The sequence below is a fragment of the Pseudomonas sp. R4-35-07 genome, from assembly GCF_003852235.1.
In the GTDB taxonomy this organism is placed as follows: domain Bacteria; phylum Pseudomonadota; class Gammaproteobacteria; order Pseudomonadales; family Pseudomonadaceae; genus Aquipseudomonas.
The window spans coordinates 4515928-4532565 of the sequence record NZ_CP027732.1; the positions used below are offsets into that span (position 1 = coordinate 4515928).

General features: G+C 60.5%; 17 protein-coding genes. 7 read left to right on the plus strand and 10 right to left on the minus strand.

The window, feature by feature from the left end; all coding sequences use genetic code 11:
* The first annotated feature begins 88 nt into the window (after window positions 1-88).
* Window positions 89-1429: an imelysin family protein gene (locus C4J89_RS20610; protein WP_124364132.1), complete on the plus strand. Its 1341-nt coding sequence runs from the start codon at window positions 89-91 to the stop codon at window positions 1427-1429.
* Window positions 1430-1676: 247 nt separating this feature from the next.
* Complete coding sequence (locus C4J89_RS20615; RefSeq protein ID WP_124364134.1) at window positions 1677-3131, plus strand: TrkH family potassium uptake protein; 1455 nt, start codon at window positions 1677-1679, stop codon at window positions 3129-3131.
* Here C4J89_RS20615 and C4J89_RS20620 read toward each other — a convergent pair.
* On the minus strand, window positions 3088-4146 hold the full coding sequence (locus C4J89_RS20620; protein WP_124364135.1) for an AraC family transcriptional regulator: 1059 nt from the start codon (window positions 4144-4146) through the stop codon (window positions 3088-3090). The two genes, C4J89_RS20615 and C4J89_RS20620, sit on opposite strands and share 44 nt — an antisense overlap.
* A gap of 162 nt (window positions 4147-4308) precedes the next feature.
* Between C4J89_RS20620 and C4J89_RS20625 the strand changes: the two genes are divergently transcribed.
* The 3 genes from C4J89_RS20625 to C4J89_RS20635 all read left to right on the plus strand — a co-directional run bounded on the left by C4J89_RS20625 (window position 4309) and on the right by C4J89_RS20635 (window position 6418).
* Complete coding sequence (locus tag C4J89_RS20625; RefSeq protein ID WP_124415450.1) at window positions 4309-4620, plus strand: DUF962 domain-containing protein; 312 nt, start codon at window positions 4309-4311, stop codon at window positions 4618-4620.
* A 314-nt stretch (window positions 4621-4934) separates the two neighbouring features.
* Window positions 4935-5117, plus strand: a complete 183-nt coding sequence (locus tag C4J89_RS20630) for a hypothetical protein (protein ID WP_124368131.1) — start codon at window positions 4935-4937, stop codon at window positions 5115-5117.
* A 104-nt stretch (window positions 5118-5221) separates the two neighbouring features.
* The gene (locus C4J89_RS20635; protein WP_124364138.1) at window positions 5222-6418 is read left to right on the plus strand and encodes an MFS transporter; all 1197 of its coding nucleotides are present in this window, start codon (window positions 5222-5224) and stop codon (window positions 6416-6418) included.
* Here C4J89_RS20635 and arfB read toward each other — a convergent pair.
* From arfB to C4J89_RS20650, 3 genes are all read right to left on the minus strand, one after another.
* Entirely contained in the window at window positions 6415-6828 is a 414-nt protein-coding gene (arfB, locus tag C4J89_RS20640) for an alternative ribosome rescue aminoacyl-tRNA hydrolase ArfB (RefSeq protein ID WP_017847165.1), read from the minus strand. The two genes, C4J89_RS20635 and arfB, sit on opposite strands and share 4 nt — an antisense overlap.
* 92 nt (window positions 6829-6920) lie before the next feature.
* On the minus strand, window positions 6921-8060 hold the full coding sequence (locus C4J89_RS20645) for a hypothetical protein (RefSeq protein ID WP_124415451.1): 1140 nt from the start codon (window positions 8058-8060) through the stop codon (window positions 6921-6923).
* A 177-nt stretch (window positions 8061-8237) separates the two neighbouring features.
* Entirely contained in the window at window positions 8238-9659 is a 1422-nt protein-coding gene (locus tag C4J89_RS20650) for an amino acid permease (RefSeq protein ID WP_124415452.1), read from the minus strand.
* A 646-nt stretch (window positions 9660-10305) separates the two neighbouring features.
* On the opposite strand from C4J89_RS20650, the gene C4J89_RS26975 reads away from it, so the two are divergent.
* On the plus strand, window positions 10306-10443 hold the full coding sequence (locus C4J89_RS26975) for a hypothetical protein (protein ID WP_003237751.1): 138 nt from the start codon (window positions 10306-10308) through the stop codon (window positions 10441-10443).
* 73 nt (window positions 10444-10516) lie between these two features.
* Entirely contained in the window at window positions 10517-11476 is a 960-nt protein-coding gene (locus tag C4J89_RS20655; RefSeq protein ID WP_124364142.1) for a leucyl aminopeptidase, read from the plus strand.
* A 198-nt stretch (window positions 11477-11674) separates the two neighbouring features.
* On the opposite strand, the gene rluB is transcribed toward C4J89_RS20655, so the two are convergent.
* From rluB to C4J89_RS20685, 6 genes are all read right to left on the minus strand, one after another.
* Window positions 11675-12886, minus strand: a complete 1212-nt coding sequence (gene rluB, locus C4J89_RS20660) for a 23S rRNA pseudouridine(2605) synthase RluB (protein ID WP_124415453.1) — start codon at window positions 12884-12886, stop codon at window positions 11675-11677.
* Window positions 12887-13030: 144 nt separating this feature from the next.
* Window positions 13031-13222, minus strand: coding sequence for a DUF1289 domain-containing protein (locus tag C4J89_RS20665; protein ID WP_057723807.1), 192 nt, complete (start codon window positions 13220-13222; stop codon window positions 13031-13033).
* 119 nt (window positions 13223-13341) lie between these two features.
* On the minus strand, window positions 13342-14256 hold the full coding sequence (gene scpB, locus C4J89_RS20670) for an SMC-Scp complex subunit ScpB (protein ID WP_124410637.1): 915 nt from the start codon (window positions 14254-14256) through the stop codon (window positions 13342-13344).
* Window positions 14257-14268: 12 nt separating this feature from the next.
* Entirely contained in the window at window positions 14269-14967 is a 699-nt protein-coding gene (locus C4J89_RS20675) for a ScpA family protein (protein ID WP_177412781.1), read from the minus strand.
* Window positions 14968-15087: 120 nt separating this feature from the next.
* Entirely contained in the window at window positions 15088-15717 is a 630-nt protein-coding gene (locus C4J89_RS20680; RefSeq protein ID WP_124364147.1) for an L-threonylcarbamoyladenylate synthase, read from the minus strand.
* 13 nt (window positions 15718-15730) lie between these two features.
* On the minus strand, window positions 15731-16594 hold the full coding sequence (locus C4J89_RS20685; RefSeq protein ID WP_124415454.1) for a PHP domain-containing protein: 864 nt from the start codon (window positions 16592-16594) through the stop codon (window positions 15731-15733).
* Window positions 16595-16638 lie beyond the last annotated feature (44 nt).

Genomic DNA, 16638 nt, shown 5'->3' on the forward strand with positions numbered 1-16638 from the left:
TTTACACAAAATGCAAATCTTTCGCATTATGTCGCAGCTTTTGCGCCCGCGCGCGCGCCCTATCAACAACCGAAGCAGGATGTTCGCCATGATTCGTATGCCCCTGGCCACCGCCAGTCTGCTGGCTATCGCCATTTCTCTCGCCGGTTGCGGCGAAGGTAAAGACAAGGCCGCCGCGCCTCAGGCGCCTGCCGCTGCCAGCACTACCGCCCCAGCGCCCGCCGCGCCTGCGGGCCAGGTCGACGAGGCTGCCGCCAAGGCCGTGGTCGCGCATTACGCAGACATGGTGTTTGCGGTGTACAGCGACGCCGAGTCCACCGCGAAAACCCTGCAGACCGCCATCGACACCTTCCTGGCCAACCCGAACGACGACACGCTCAAAGCGGCCCGTACCGCCTGGATCGCTGCGCGCGTACCTTACCTGCAGAGTGAAGTGTTCCGCTTCGGCAACACCATCATCGACGACTGGGAAGGCCAGGTGAACGCCTGGCCCCTGGACGAGGGGCTGATCGACTATGTCGACAAATCCTACGAACACGCACTGGGCAATCCAGGCGCCAACGCCAACATCATCGCCAACACCGAGGTACAGGTCGGCGAAGACAAGGTCGACGTCAAGGAGATCACCCCGGAAAAACTCGCGAGCCTCAATGAGCTGGGCGGTTCCGAAGCCAACGTCGCCACCGGCTATCACGCCATCGAATTCCTGCTCTGGGGCCAGGACCTCAACGGTACCGGTCCAGGCGCCGGGAACCGCCCGGCCTCGGATTACATGACCGGTGACGGTGCCACCGGCGGCCACAACGAGCGTCGTCGTACCTACCTGCGCGCCGTAACCCAGCTGCTGGTCAGCGACCTGCAGGAAATGGTCGGCAACTGGAAGCCCAACGTCGAAGACAACTACCGCGCCACCCTGGAGTCGGAACCGGCTACCGACGGCCTGCGCAAAATGTTGTTCGGCATGGGCAGCCTGTCCCTCGGCGAGCTGGCTGGCGAACGCATGAAGGTGTCCCTGGAGGCCAACTCGCCGGAAGACGAGCAGGACTGCTTCAGCGACAACACGCATAACTCGCACTTCTATGACGCCAAGGGCATCCGCAACGTCTACCTGGGCGAGTACACCCGCGTCGACGGCAACAAGCTGACCGGCCCGAGCCTGTCGTCCCTGGTTGCCAAAGCCGACCCGGCGGCCGATGCAGCCCTCAAGGCTGACCTGGCGGCGACCGAAGCGAAGATCCAGGTGATGGTTGACCACGCCGCCAAGGGCGAGCACTACGACCAGTTGATCGCAGCCGGTAACGATGCGGGTAACCAGATCGTGCGTGACGCAATCGCTGCACTGGTCAAGCAGACCGGTTCAATCGAAGCCGCTGCGGGCAAACTGGGCATCAGCGACCTGAACCCGGACAGCGCTGATCACGAGTTCTGATCGAAGCGCAGTTGAATGAGGCGACCTTTGGGTCGCCTTTTTTATTCAATCTGTCCAGCACAGTGAATCCATGTGGGAGGGGGCTTGCTCCCGATAGCGGTGTGTCAGTGACAAATGTATTTGCTGACCCGGCGCCATCGGGAGCAAGCCCCCTCCCACAGTTGATCCCCGTTGTTTCCAAGTCCGCCGGTTTACATGCCCTGCACCGCAGGTAGAATGGCGCCACCCCCACACCTGAGCGAACTTCATGGCGTTGCCGACCCTGCGCATCATCGGTTTCATCATCGGCATCTTCCTGATCACGCTTGCGATCGCCATGGTCGTGCCCATGGCCACCCTGGTGATCTTCGAACGCACCGGCGACCTGCCCTCTTTCCTGTGGGCCAGCATGATCACCTTCATCGCCGGCCTGGCCCTGGTCATTCCCGGTCGCCCCGAGCATGTGCACCTGCGCCCACGGGACATGTACCTGCTGACGGTGACAAGCTGGGTGGTGGTGTGCGTGTTCGCGGCGCTGCCGTTTTTGCTGACCCAGCACATCAGCTACACCGACTCGTTTTTTGAAAGCATGTCCGGCATCACGGCCACCGGGTCCACGGTATTGAGTGGGCTGGACAGCATGTCGCCGGGCATCCTGATGTGGCGCTCGCTGTTGCACTGGCTCGGCGGTATCGGCTTTATCGGCATGGCGGTGGCGATCCTGCCACTGCTGCGCATCGGCGGCATGCGCCTGTTCCAGACCGAATCTTCGGACCGTTCGGAAAAGGTCATGCCACGCTCCCATATGGTGGCGCGGCTGATCGTTGCGGCGTATGTGGGCATCACCATCCTCGGCAGCCTGGCGTTCTGGTGGGCCGGGATGGGGTTGTTCGATGCGATCAACCACGCCATGTCGGCGATTTCCACTGGTGGGTTTTCCACCTCCGATGAATCCCTGGCGCACTGGAAGCAACCGGCGGTGCACTGGGTGGCGGTAGTGGTGATGATCCTCGGCAGCTTGCCGTTCACCCTGTATGTGGCGACATTGCGCGGCAACCGCCAGGCGCTGATCAAAGACCAGCAGGTGCAGGGTTTGCTCGGCCTGCTGCTGGTGACCTGGCTGGTGCTCGGCACCTGGTATTGGTGGACCACCAACCTGCACTGGCTGGACGCCCTGCGCCATGTGGCGTTGAACGTCACCTCGGTGGTAACCACCACCGGTTTCGCGCTGGGGGACTACAGCCTTTGGGGCAATTTCTCACTGATGCTGTTCTTCTATCTGGGCTTTATCGGCGGCTGTTCGGGCTCCACTGCCGGAGGGATCAAGATCTTCCGCTTCCAGGTTGCCTATATCCTGCTCAAGGCCAACCTTAACCAGCTGATTCACCCACGCGCGGTGATCAAACAGAAGTACAACGGCCATCGTCTCGATGAAGAAATCGTACGCTCGATCCTGACCTTTTCGTTTTTCTTCGCCATCACCATCTGCGCCATCGCGCTGGCCCTGTCACTGCTGGGGCTGGACTGGATGACCGCGTTGACCGGCGCGGCCAGCACTGTATCCGGCGTCGGCCCCGGCCTGGGTGAAACCATCGGCCCGGCCGGCAACTTCGCCAGCCTGCCGGATGCGGCCAAGTGGATTCTGTCGCTGGGCATGCTGCTGGGGCGGCTGGAAATTATTACGGTGTTTGTGCTTTGTATTCCGGCGTTCTGGCGTCACTGACGCTCGACGCTTGCAGCAACCGCGCCCGGTATTCGCCGGGCGTGGCGTCGAACCAGCGGCGAAACGCGCGAAAGAAGTTGCTCGGGTCGGCGAACCCCAATAGGTAGGCAATTTCCAGCAAGGTCATGCTCGGCTGCGCCAGGTATTGCTCGGCCAGCTCGCGGCGGGTGTCATCGAGCAGGGTCTGGAAGCTGGTGCCCTCCTCCTGCAAACGCCGCTGCAAGGTACGCTGGGACAGGTGCAACGTCTGCGCCACCACTTCGCGCTTGGGTTCGCCCTGGGGCAGCAGGCGGCACAGCACTTGCCGTGCCTTGTGAGTCACGCGGCTTTCGGAAAAGCGCGCCAGGTATTCTCCGGCAAAACGATCATGCAGCAGCGCCATGGCCTCGTTGGCCGTGGGCAGCGGAGCATCCATGTCAGCCTGTTCGAAAATCAGCGCGTCATAGGGCGCATTGAATTCCAGCGGCGCATGGAACACCTGTTTATAGGGCGCCAGGTCGACCGGCTGAGCGCCTTGCAACAGTACTTTACGCGGTTGCAGGGTTCGCCCGGTGAGCCAGCCGCACAGCGCCAACGCGCTGGCCAGCGAGGCTTCGGCGCTTTGCCGGGTGGGCGGCAGATGGTCGCCGTGCACTGTCAGAATCAGCGCATACCCCTCGGGTAACAAGCGGAAGCTCAAGTCGGCGCTTTCGGCGATGATGCGCTGGTAACGCACCAGGCGCCCGAAGCCTTCGGCCAGGGTGTTGCTGGACATCAAGGCATAACCGGCCACATGAAACGATGCCGGGCGCACCACTTTCCCCATGTTCAGGCCAATTGCCGGGTTGCCCGACACCTCCACCGCGCGCTGCCACAAACGGGTCATGGCGTCTTGCGCAAACCGTGCGTCGGGATCACTGAGGGCGGCGTAGTCCAGCCCCAGTTGTTGGAACAGGGCCCGGCAATCCAGGCCGTCCATTTCCAAGGCCTTGACTATCCCCATCGCCCAGCTTGCAGAAGTTGTTCGTTCGCTCATGGCGTCTTCTTGAATAAAGCGGGCCTGAATGGCAGGCCAGGAAGGCAAGGATACTAAAGTGGCATCTATTGTCACTGGCTGTAACCATTGATCACTCTAGACTCCAATAAGCTCCCCGCCGAACATCTGTTGGGCGGCATAACAATCAAAGGGCCGGCCACAGTGGAAAATCTCAAGCGATTCAACAGCTTCGCCGAGTTTTACCCGTATTACCTGGCAGAGCATGGCAACAGCACCTGCCGGCGCCTGCACTTTATCGGCACCACCCTCGTGATCGGCATTCTGGCGTATGCCCTGGGTCGCGGCTCGCCGGGCCTGCTGCTGGCCGTGCCGATTGCCGGCTACAGCTTTGCCTGGATCGGCCACTTCTTTTTTGAAAAAAACCGCCCGGCGACCTTTCAGCACCCGTTTTACAGCCTGCTGGGTGATTTTGTGATGTACCGCGACATGATCCTAGGCAAGGTGCCGTTCTAGTTTTCGTGGATATAAAAGTCTATTTGTCATTTACGGTGCTGTATCCTGCCAAGGCTTTTTGAGAGCGCGCAATCACCCGCGATTTAAAACAGACCTTGCGAGGAGCGACGACGATGCACGAGATACCTAATCTCCCCTTCCCAAGCCTGCACCCAACAGAGCAGCCAACACCGCAGCAGGCCAGCCCAAAGCAGCCTGAAGCCAAACAAGCCAAACCAGTCGACAGCAAACGCCAGGACTGACGCCGTACCAGACCGTGTGGAAAGCGCCACTTCAAGCGTTTTCCACACTGCCTGAACTCTGGGATACCCGCCATGACCGACACCCTTCCCGATTCCCCGGACACCGCCGTCCTCGACGCTGCCTTGCAAATGATCGAGGTGTGGAACCGCCTCAGCGCGGACAAACAAGCCACGTTGCTCAAGCGCTTCGGTACCCAGGAAAACGCCTTGGCCGCCCTAGTCACCACCCAATTGCTGGCCCCTGCGCAACCCTGAGGTCTTCCCGGTCTGAGGTTTTTGCGCTTTAGCGCCCTACGCGAGCCCAACCACCGGTATCATTAGCAGCCTATCTTTACCTGCTGCGACAGTGGACCTCTCCCATGCCAGATACCCAGCGCCCCATGGCGGTCACGCTGCAAGTCGTTTCCATCGTGCTGTTCACCTTTATCGGTTACCTGAACATCGGCATCCCCCTGGCCGTTTTGCCGGGCTATGTGCATAGCGAACTGGGCTATGGCGCGGTGATTGCCGGCCTGGTGATCAGCGTGCAGTACCTGGCCACCCTGCTGAGCCGCCCGTATGCGGGCAAAATCATCGACAACCTGGGCAGCAAGCGCGCGGTGCTGATCGGCCTTGCGGGGTGTGGCTTGAGCGGTGTGTTCATGCTGCTCGCGGCATGGTTTTCAAGCCTGCCGGCCTTGAGCCTCGCCAGCCTGCTGATCGGCCGCCTGGTGTTGGGCAGTGCTGAAAGCCTGGTGGGCTCGGGCGCCATCGGGTGGGGCATCGGCCGGGTCGGCGCGGCGAACACCGCCAAGGTCATCTCCTGGAATGGCATCGCCAGTTATGGCGCCTTGGCGGTCGGTGCGCCGTTGGGCGTATTACTGGTAAGAAATTTCGGACTGTGGAGCATGGGCGTCAGCATCCTCCTGCTGGCGGCAATCGGCCTATTGCTGGCCTGGAACAAGGTTGCCGCGCCCATCGTGACCGGCGTGCGCCTGCCGTTCATGAACGTGCTGGGCCGCGTATTGCCGCACGGCTGCGCGCTGGCGTTGGGTTCTATCGGCTTTGGCACCATCGCAACCTTTATCACTTTGTATTACACCACCCAGCATTGGGATAACGCGGTGTGGGCCTTGAGCTTGTTTGGCGCCAGCTTTATCGGTGCGCGCCTGCTGTTCGGCAACCTGATCAACCGTATCGGCGGGTTTCGCGTGGCGATTGCCTGCCTGTCGGTGGAGATCCTTGGGCTGTTGTTGCTGTGGCTGGCGCCGGACGCCAACCTGGCCCTGGCGGGCGCGGCGTTGAGCGGGTTTGGCTTTTCCCTGGTATTTCCGGCGCTGGGGGTGGAAGCGGTCAACCTGGTGCCCGCCTCAAGTCGCGGTTCGGCGGTGGGGGCTTATTCGTTGTTCATCGACTTATCGCTGGGTATCACCGGGCCATTGGCCGGGGCTGTGGCGGCAGGCTTCGGCTTCGCGTCGATCTTCCTGTTCGCCGCCCTCGCCGCCCTGGGTGGCTTGCTGCTGAGTGTGTACCTGTACCGCCAGGCGCCCAAGGCCCGCGAAGCACGCGAGGCCTAGAAGTCGACCTTGCCGCGCCCGGCCTTGATGCTGCCACGCTTGGTCTTGGATTCGAGGCGACGCTTTTTCGAGCCCAGGGTCGGCTTGGTCGGGCGGCGTTTCTTCTCGACCTTGGTGGCGCTGAGGATCAACTCCACCAGGCGCTCCAGCGCATCGGCGCGGTTCTGTTCCTGGGTGCGATATTGCTGGGCCTTGAGCACCAGCACGCCATCACTGGTGATACGGCTGTCGCGTAATGCCAACAGCCGCTCCTTGTAGAATTCCGGCAGCGACGATGCGGGAATATCAAAACGCAGGTGCACCGCGCTGGAAACCTTGTTGACGTTCTGCCCCCCGGCGCCCTGGGCGCGAATGGCGGTCAGCTCGATTTCGGCGTCGGGCAAGTGCACGTTGTTGGAAATTACCAGCATTGGAACAGGTCCGTGATTCAGGCCGACCAGCATACGCGAACACGCCCCTTCACGGCATCGGCATCACCTATACATCGCCATACAGACGCGGGTTACTGACGGTTGGTGAACGCCGTCTCCAACTGCGCCTGTGCCAGCTGTGTCGACCTGATCATGGCGCCACGGTCTGTAGGTTTTTCATTGTTGAGCGTCATTTCAACCCCAGATACCACTTCCGGGTAGGAATGAGAAAAGATCATCGAAGGCTCAACATGCTTGGGCGGCAAACCGTGTAGATCATGACGCATCTCGTCGTAGAACCCTTGAGCGGTATCCGCGATTTTGTTGCGCATCAGATTAAACATCAGTCCGGTCAAGCCTTCGCGCCCCTGGGTTTCAGTCATCCCCTGCGGCCACATTGACTGGCCCTGCGAACGGGCAGCGTAACGAAGGGTAGAGGCGACATCTGATGCGCTACCCGACGTCCCCAACATGACCGAGGCGCCCAAGGCGTCCCGCACTTGCGTGCCCAAGTCGTTGCGCAAATCGGTGCCATGAAGATCATCGAAGTGATTGGTCTTTTTACCGTCTACCAATCGATTGGCAGAAACACGTCCCTGGGAGGCGTTTGCGTCGATATTCGCAAGCAGCGGGTCATGTTTTTTCAGCGACTCGCCAAGTATCTTGATGCCGAACGTTACCTCCGCACCCTCGCGCGCTTGCTCATGGGTCAGCGGTCCCTGCTCTGCGTTGACCAGCATCGCATGCAGGCTTTTCATCCTCATCAGCGTCCCCGGATGATCCTTGCCAGCCAGAAAAATGTTATCGGGATCATTGTCCGGCGCGAGCAGCTCTTTATGTAATTGCTCGCGAAAAGCAGGATTGGTCGTCGACTCGGCCCACAACCCGCGAATCAGATGCACCATGTGAGAAGACAACCGCGTTGCTGGCGAGTCTTCACGCAGCAGGTCCTTTTCAACGCCCAAATCAACGGCCATTTCGGCCTCTATATTTTTGAAGAAATTCTTCGCACGGCGCTCGAGATTTTCTTTGCTTTCATAGTTTACGTTCTGCAGCGTATCGTTGATAAAAGCGCTGACCAGCGAATGCTTGTCTGCCGGTGTGTAATTTTCTCCAGCGACAGAAACACCCGTATGGGGTTTCGAAACCACTTTCTTAGCGGTATCAGCCGCTTGTTCATACGCAGAGACGGCTATGAATGGGTGGGCGGGAACAGCGGATAATTCCGGCATTTGATACTCCAGAAGATTAAAGATCGTAAAGGCTCCACGACTCTATTGGTCACCTACCCGCACCAGGTTCCTCAGCCTGCCCCCCGCGCTGTAACAAACATCAACATCACTTGGCCTTGGCGGCCGCCATAAAAAACCCGGCGATGCGCCGGGTTCTTTTATTCAAGGGTTGCCGCCCTACTCCAGTACGGTCTGTGATGTGCCCAAGGCGGCCAGTGCCTTACGCTTGTTTTTCAACCAATAGCACAGAGCCATAAACGCTACCCACACCGGAATCGCATACACCGACACCTGGATACCCGGAATCATCAGCATGATCACCAGGATAAACACCACGAACGCCAGGCAGATGCAGTTGCCATATGGGTACCACAGCGCCTTGAACAGCGGCACCTGGCCGGTGCGGTCCATGTGCTGACGGAATTTGAAGTGGGAGAAGCTGATCATCGCCCAGTTGATCACCAACGTGGCCACTACCAGCGACATCAGCAACTCCAGCGCGTGTTGCGGGATGAAGTAGTTCATCAACACCGCTACCAGCGTAACGGCCGCCGACGCCAGGATCGAACGCACCGGCACCCCACGCTTGTCGATCTTGGCCAGCGCTTTCGGCGCGTCACCCTGCTCGGCCATGCCCAACAGCATGCGGCTGTTGCAGTAGGTGCCGCTGTTGTAAACCGACAGCGCCGCCGTCAATACCACGAAGTTGAGAATATGCGCGGCGGTGTTGCTGCCCAGCATCGAGAACACTTGCACGAAAGGGCTGCCGCTGTAGGCATCGCCCGATGCATTAAGGGTGGCCAGCAGGCTGTCCCACGGCGTCAGCGACAACAGCACCACCAACGCGCCGATGTAGAAAATCAGGATGCGGTAGATCACCTGATTGATCGCCTTGGGGATCACGGTGCGTGGCTGGTCCGCTTCGGCGGCGGTAAACCCGAGCATTTCCAGGCCACCGAAGGAAAACATGATGATCGCCATGGCCATCACTAATCCGCCCACGCCATGGGGGAAGAAGCCGCCGTGGTCCCACAGGTTGCTCACCGAAGCTTGCGGACCACCGCTGCCACTGACCAGCAGGTAGCTGCCCAGGGCAATCATGCCGACGATGGCCACTACCTTGATGATCGCGAACCAGAACTCGGCTTCACCGAAGACTTTGACGTTGGCCAGGTTGATCAGGTTGATCAGCACGAAGAACGCCGCCGCCGAGACCCAGGTCGGAATCTCCGGCCACCAGTAGTGCACGTATTTGCCGACTGCGGTCAGCTCCGACATCCCCACCAGGATGTACAGGATCCAGCAGTTCCAGCCCGACAGGAAACCGGCGAAACCGCCCCAATACTTGTGGGCAAAATGGCTGAAGGAACCGGCGACCGGCTCTTCGACGATCATTTCGCCGAGCTGGCGCATGATCATGAAGGCGATAAAGCCGCAGATGGCATAGCCCAGGATCATCGATGGGCCGGCGGACTTGAGTACCCCGGCCGAGCCGAGGAACAGGCCGGTGCCGATGGCGCCACCGAGGGCGATCAACTGGATATGCCGATTTTTCAGGCCGCGTTTCAGCTCGCCTGAAGAGGAATGGGGTCCACTCATGAAAAAGGTCTCACGCAAGGTTTGAAGAGGTTGAATGCAGGTTGCTGCCTTGAATTACCGACTCAAGCAGCGCCGCTCAAACCCCAGCGCAGGCACCAGGAGTACAGCGTCTTTCTAGCGGTCATGCGTCACCTGTTTGTTTTTATCTGTGACGAAATCGAACCCGTCTGGCTCGTGGCCGGACGGAGTGATCAGGGCGGATACACCCTGGGTCTTGGCCTTTGCGTGGATACGCAAGAGGGGGTCACAGTAAAACGCGGCGCATTGTACACCGCTCGACAGCTTCGGCACGCACCAGGAACGTGCACCCGACAATCTGTCAGGTATTCCTTACAGGGGATTTCCAACCAAAGCGGGCAGGCCGCCAACGTAAACTTAACGTTACGCAGCGGAAAATTGGCTTTACGGGCAGGCTCAAATGACGGTTTACGGAAAATTGTCAGTCAGACTCATCTGAAGAATCGGTTCAGCCAATCCGCTGTTTTACCTGGATAAAAAATAACGTCAAAAAAACCGAAGAAAAAATCCAAATGAAACCGTGTCAATAAATATTTTGCATTTTGAAACACTCTCTCCTAGGTTCTCTTCACTTGCCTGCGAGCCGCTGGCAAGCCGTTCTCAAACAACGTCCTCTAGGAGATACACCATGCAAGCACTGGAAAAAGACCTGGAAACTGAACTGCAACTCGACGATTGGTTTGAAGCGCCGACCCATGAGGCCGCCGTTGAAATGATGCAAGCTGATGCCGTTGTGCCATTTGGCACCGCGATGTGGCCTTTCTAACACCCGGCAGGCATCCGGCAGGTGTCGTGCACGGCACCTGCCCCCTTACCCAAGGCACAGAAGGACACTCGTCATGGACAAGGCCCGCGCTGTCGAACATTTTCTCTATTACCTCGCTCACCATCCGGCTCTTCAGGGCCTGAGCCGCCCTACCGTGCTGCTGGGCCATACCGAACGCTACGATGCCATCGCCCAGGCAATCACCCAAGGCAGCGCCGCCCGTTTCAATTTCCAGGTGCAGCGCCTGGACCTGAGCGCCAGCGAATCCCTGGCCCAGGCCATCGAAGCCTGCGACCTGTACCTGTTTCTCTACGATTCCTCGACCCTGCCCAACCCGCGTGCCGAAGGCCCGGACTTCATCCGCGCGTTGCACGGCGTCATGGCCGAACATTGGAAAAAGTCGCTGCTGTTCAAGGATTACGGCGACTATTTCTACGACACTTTCAGCGTCGAACCGCAGCGCATCGCCGACCTCAACGCCACGTTGATCCGGCGCATGTCCGAGGCCAGCGTGCTGAGCTTCACCGACAAGCACGGCTCACGCCTTGAAGCACCTATGAGCAGCATCAAGAAGTGGACCAATATCAACGGCGTCGGCAACCACGACCTGGCCCCTGGCGAGATCGCCACCCACAGCGAAGCCATCAACGGGCAAGTGCGGTTTGTCGGCACCTTTCTCAGCACCATCCCCTTTGCGCGCAAATACGGCGTGCTGGAGTCCCCCCTGGAACTGTGGATCGAGAACTCCACCATCTGCAGCGTGGCCAGCGAGGTGCCGGGGCTGGCGGATGACTTCAACAAGTACCTCAACGCCAACCCGTCCAACCGCCGTGTGGAGGAATTGGGGATTGGCACCAATGAAGGCGTGAAGGATTTGTATGCGCGCAACGCAGGCTTTGAAGAGCGCCATTGCGGCTTGCACCTGGGGTTGGGTGGCGGACAGAAAGGCAGCCATCACCTGGATTTGATCTTTGCCAGCGGCGTGTTGGCGCTGGATGACAAGCCGGTGTTTGATGGAACGTTTGCCTTTTGAGCAAAGGACTCGAAAACACTGGAGACCCAAATGTGGGAGGGGGCTTGCTCCCGATTGCGGTGGTTCAGCCGATGCTTATGCAAGCTGATACACCGCTATCGGGAGCAAGCCCCCTCCCACAATTGAGCGCATTTCAAATTTAAATCAAAAAAAACGCCAACCCGAAGGTTGGCGTTTTTTTGTGCAGCGCTTAAGACATCACTGCGGCTTCTTGCGACCAAACCCAGGACGCTGGCCGGAACCGGCCGGCGCGCCACGGCGCTTGCCCGATGGCTCGTCCGCCACCAGTTTCGGCCCAGGGCGCTTGTTAGCCGCGGGCTTGGCTGGACGCTTGGTGCTGGCGTTGTCGGCGGGACGCTCCGCTTCACCACGGTTGCTGCGACCACCGGTCGGCGCTGGGCGCGGCGTGCGCGGAGCACGCTCACCTTCCTGACGCGATGGCGCGGTTGGACGACGCTCACCTTCGATCTGCGGCTCACGCGAGATGCGACCACCAGTGGCCGGAGCGTTCAACGCCGGGCGCACGGTGCGCGCAACACGTTCGGTACGGGCCACCGGGCGCGACGACTTACGCTGCATACGCTCAAGCTTGTCTTTGCTCTTGGCGTTCATCTGCGGCATGGCCACCGGCGTCAGGCCAACTTCGGCACTGAGAATGTCGACTTCGTACTGGCTCATTTCGCGCCAGCGGCCCATCGGCAGGTCGGAGTTCAGGAACACCGGGCCGAAACGCACGCGCTTGAGGCGGCTGACCACCAGGCCCTGGGATTCCCAGAGGCGACGCACTTCGCGGTTACGGCCTTCCATCACCACGCAGTGGTACCAGTGGTTGAACCCTTCGCCACCTGGCGCCTGCTTGATGTCGGTGAACTTGGCCGGGCCGTCTTCCAGCACCACGCCGGCCTTGAGGCGTTCGATCATCTCGTCATCGACTTCACCCCGCACACGCACGGCGTATTCACGGTCCATCTCGTAGGACGGGTGCATCAGGCGGTTGGCCAACTCACCGTCGGTGGTGAACATCAGCAGGCCCGTGGTGTTGATGTCGAGGCGACCGATGTTGATCCAGCGGCCCTCTTTGGGCTTGGGCATCTTGTCGAACACGGTCGGACGGCCTTCCGGGTCGTCACGGGTGCAGATCTCGCCATCGGGCTTGTTGTACATGATCACACGGCGTACCGATTCGGCCGCCTCTTCACGCTTGATGACTTTGCCATCGATGGTGATTGCATCGTGCAGGTCGACGCGCTGGCCAAGGGTGGCCTCGACGCCGTTGACCTTGATGCGCTTCTGGGTGATCCAGGCTTCGACGTCGCGGCGCGAGCCCACGCCGATACGCGCCAGCACCTTTTGCAGTTTTTCGCCTGCTGGGCCGATTTCCTGGCTGTCGTTCTGGTCTTTGTCGTTCATCTTAAGCACCTCCCGGTGGGTCGATTCAGGCGTGGCCTGAAGAGTGTTGAAAGCGGGGCTTTGGCCGAATAGCTCGGCAAAGGGTCGCGAATCATACGCGCATGCTGCGCGTTGCGCATCAGAGACTAGCCGATCCAGGCACAATCATTTGCTTTTCCGCCGGCCGGTGGCACCCAGGGCCAGCAGGCGCAGCTCGGCTTCGGCCAGCACCGTGCGCTTGTCGACTTTGTCGAGTTTCTTCCAGGCACGGATTTCGCGCTTGCTGCGGCCACAGCCGACGCAGATGTCGTCGTTGAACTTGCAGATGCTGATGCAGGGGTCTTTGGTGGAAGTCATCGCTAAGGCTCTCGTTCCCACGCTTCGCGTGGTAATGCATCCCGTGACGCTCCGCGTCACAGCGGACGCGGAGCGTCCAAGGCGACATTCCCACGCGGAGCGCGGGAACGATCATTGCGTCAGTCTTCGAATTGGCGGCGTTCGTTTTCGATGGCCTCGGCCAGCGCCCGGGCTTCGTCTTCCTCATCGCTCAACGGCGGCTGTTCGAGGGCGGCGACGGCGGCCAGCAGTTTTTCCCGGGCATCGGCAACACCGAGGATGTCTGCTTCGACGTCAGGCTCGGGCTCAACATTCACCTGAATCTCAGGCTCTACGGCGCCATCGCGCAGCACATCATCAAAATCGGTCTTGATGCCCTGCTCCATGTCGTCCAGTTCCAACAGCAACGTATGGAAACTGGTTTCGTCTTTCGGCTCTTCCGGCTCGGCGCTGGCGTCGGCCAGTTCCTGCAAGCTGGCCGGTACCGGCGCGTCGTCGAAGTCGAGCACCGGTTCGGCTTCCATCTCGCGCAGTTCGGCCAAGGGCGGCAGGTCGTCGAGGTTTTTCAGGTTGAAGTGGTCGAGGAACACCTTGGTGGTGGCGAACATCGCCGGTTTGCCCGGCACGTCACGGTAGCCGACGATGCGGATCCACTCGCGCTCCAGCAACGTCTTGACGATATGGCTGTTGACCGCCACGCCCCGCACATCTTCGATCTCGCCCCGAGTGATCGGCTGGCGATAGGCGATCAACGCCATGGTCTCCAGCATCGCCCGTGAATAACGCTGCGGGCGTTCTTCCCACAAGCGCCCCACCCAAGGGGAAAATTTCTCGCGGATCTGCAGGCGATAACCCGACGCCACTTCACGCAATTCAAAGGCGCGACCGTCACAGGATTTGCGCAGGATCTCCAGCGCCTTCTTGAACACCGGCGGTTCGGGACGTTCGGCCTCTTCAAAGAGTTCGAACAGGCGCTCCAAAGATTGCGGCTTGCCCGAGGCCAGGAGAAAAGCTTCCAGCAAGGGTGCCAGTTCGCGGGGTTCAGTCAGATTCATCGATTCAGCTCGTTATTCGGCTCGCGCCCGCACATGGATAGCCGCAAACGGCTCATTCTGGACCAGCTCGACCAAGGACTCCTTGACCAGCTCCAGGATCGCCATGAAAGTCACCACCACGCCCAGGCGCCCTTCCTCTGCGGTGAACAGCTCGACAAACGGCACAAACCCGCCGCCCTTGAGACGCTCCAGCACATCGCTCATGCGCTCGCGGGTGGACAGGGCTTCGCGGCTGACCTGGTGGCTTTCGAACATATCGCCACGGCGCAGCACCTCGGCCATGGACATCAGCAACTCTTCCAGGCTCACGTCGGGCAACAGTTTGCGCGCTCGGGCTTCCGGGGCATCCAGCTTGGGCACCACCACATCGCGGCCTACCCGGCTCAAACCGTCGATCCCTTCGGCGGCCGCCTTGAAGCGCTCGTATTCCTGCAGGCGGCGGATCAGTTCGGCGCGCGGGTCATCTTCTTCGGCCTCGACCGTCTCCGCGCGCGGCAGCAGCATGCGCGACTTGATCTCGGCGAGCATGGCAGCCATCACCAGGTATTCGGCGGCCAGCTCCAGGCGCACCGACTGCATCAATTCGACATAGCCCATGTACTGCCGGGTGATTTCCGCCACGGGAATATCGAGGATGTTGATGTTCTGTTTGCGGATCAGGTACAGCAGCAGGTCCAGCGGGCCTTCGAAGGCTTCAAGGAAGACTTCCAGGGCGTCCGGCGGGATGTACAGGTCCAGGGGCATTTCCAGGACTGCCTGGCCATAGACCATCGCGAAGGGCAGTTCCTGCTGGGCCCCCGCCTGGGAATCGACGGTTTCCACGACCGACATTCAGGCCTCGACCATGAACGGCGTCGGGTCGCCGCACCCTACACGCACCACTTGCGGCTCGCCATCGGCCAGGTTGATCACGGTGGAGGCCTTGTTGCCGCCGTAGCCACCGTCGATGATCAAGTCGACATGTTTCTCCAACAGGCGGCGCATTTCGTAAGGGTCATACAGCGGCTCGGTTTCGCCGGGCAGGATCAGCGACACGCTCATCAGCGGCTCGCCCAGTTCGGCCAGCAGCGCCAGGGCGATCGGGTGCTCCGGCACGCGCAGGCCGATGGTGCGTTTTTTCGGGTGCAGTAACAGGCGCGGCACTTCGCGGGTGGCGTTGAGAATGAAGGTGTACGGCCCAGGCGTATGGGCCTTGAGCAAGCGGAAGGTGCCGGTGTCGACCTTGGCGAACAGCCCAAGCTGGGACAAGTCGCTGCAGATCAGCGCAAAGTTGTGCTTGTCATCCAGTTGGCGCAGGCGTCTTACGCGCTCGACCGCGCCCTTGTCGCCGATCTGGCAACCGATGGCGTAGGACGAATCAGTTGGATAGATCACCACGCCGCCGGCGCGAATGATTTCCACGGCCTGTTTGATCAGGCGCGCCTGGGGGTTTTCCGGATGAATCTGGAAGAATTGACTCACGAGCTCTACCTGTTCAGACGGTGGCAATAATGGGGTCATGCTTGAATCGCCCCCACAACAGCGGCAGGTCTTGCGGAACCTGGCGATACTCGCCGATCTCGGACCAGCCGCCTGGGCCATGAAAATCACTGCCGGCACTGACCAGCAGACCAAATTCGCGGGCAAGGATCGCCAGGCTGCCGACCTGATCGGCGGGTTGATGCCCGTTGACCACTTCGATCGCGTGGCCGCCCGCTCCAATATAGTCACTGATCAGCTTGCGGCGCTTGCTGCGGGTGAAATCGTAATGCCAGGGATGCGCCAGGCTGACCCAGGCCCCGGCGGCCCGCAGGGTCTGCACGGTGTCCTCCAGGGTCGGCCAATGTTGCTTCACATCGCCCAACTTGCCCGCGCCCAACCATTTACGGAAGGCTTCGGCGCGGTCCTTGACGAAACCTGCCTGCACCATCCAGTCGGCGAAGTGCGGACGGGCCGGTGCATTACCGCTGTCGCCCAACGCCTGCTGGATAGCCCGAGCGCCGTCGAGGGCGCCCGGCATGCCTTTGAGGCTGAGCTTGCGGCTTATTTCTTCGGACCGCAGCCAGCGGCCATCGTGCAATCGGGCGATGGCCGCCACCAGGGCCGGGGCGTTTTGCTCGAAACCGTAGCCGAGCACATGAATGGTGGCGCCGCCCCAGGTACAGGACAATTCCACGCCGTTGACCAGCTGCATGCCCAAGGCCTGGGCCGCCGTGCGGGCCTCATCGAGGCCTTCGAGGGTGTCGTGGTCGGTCAACGCGAGGACTCGCACGCCTTTTTCAAACGCACGCGCAACCAGTACCGCGGGCGCCAAGGCGCCGTCGGAGGCCGTGCTGTGGCAGTGCAAATCAACATTCACGGGAGTGTGTAACCTCAAGTCAGCTGGCGCTATCGCAACCAAGG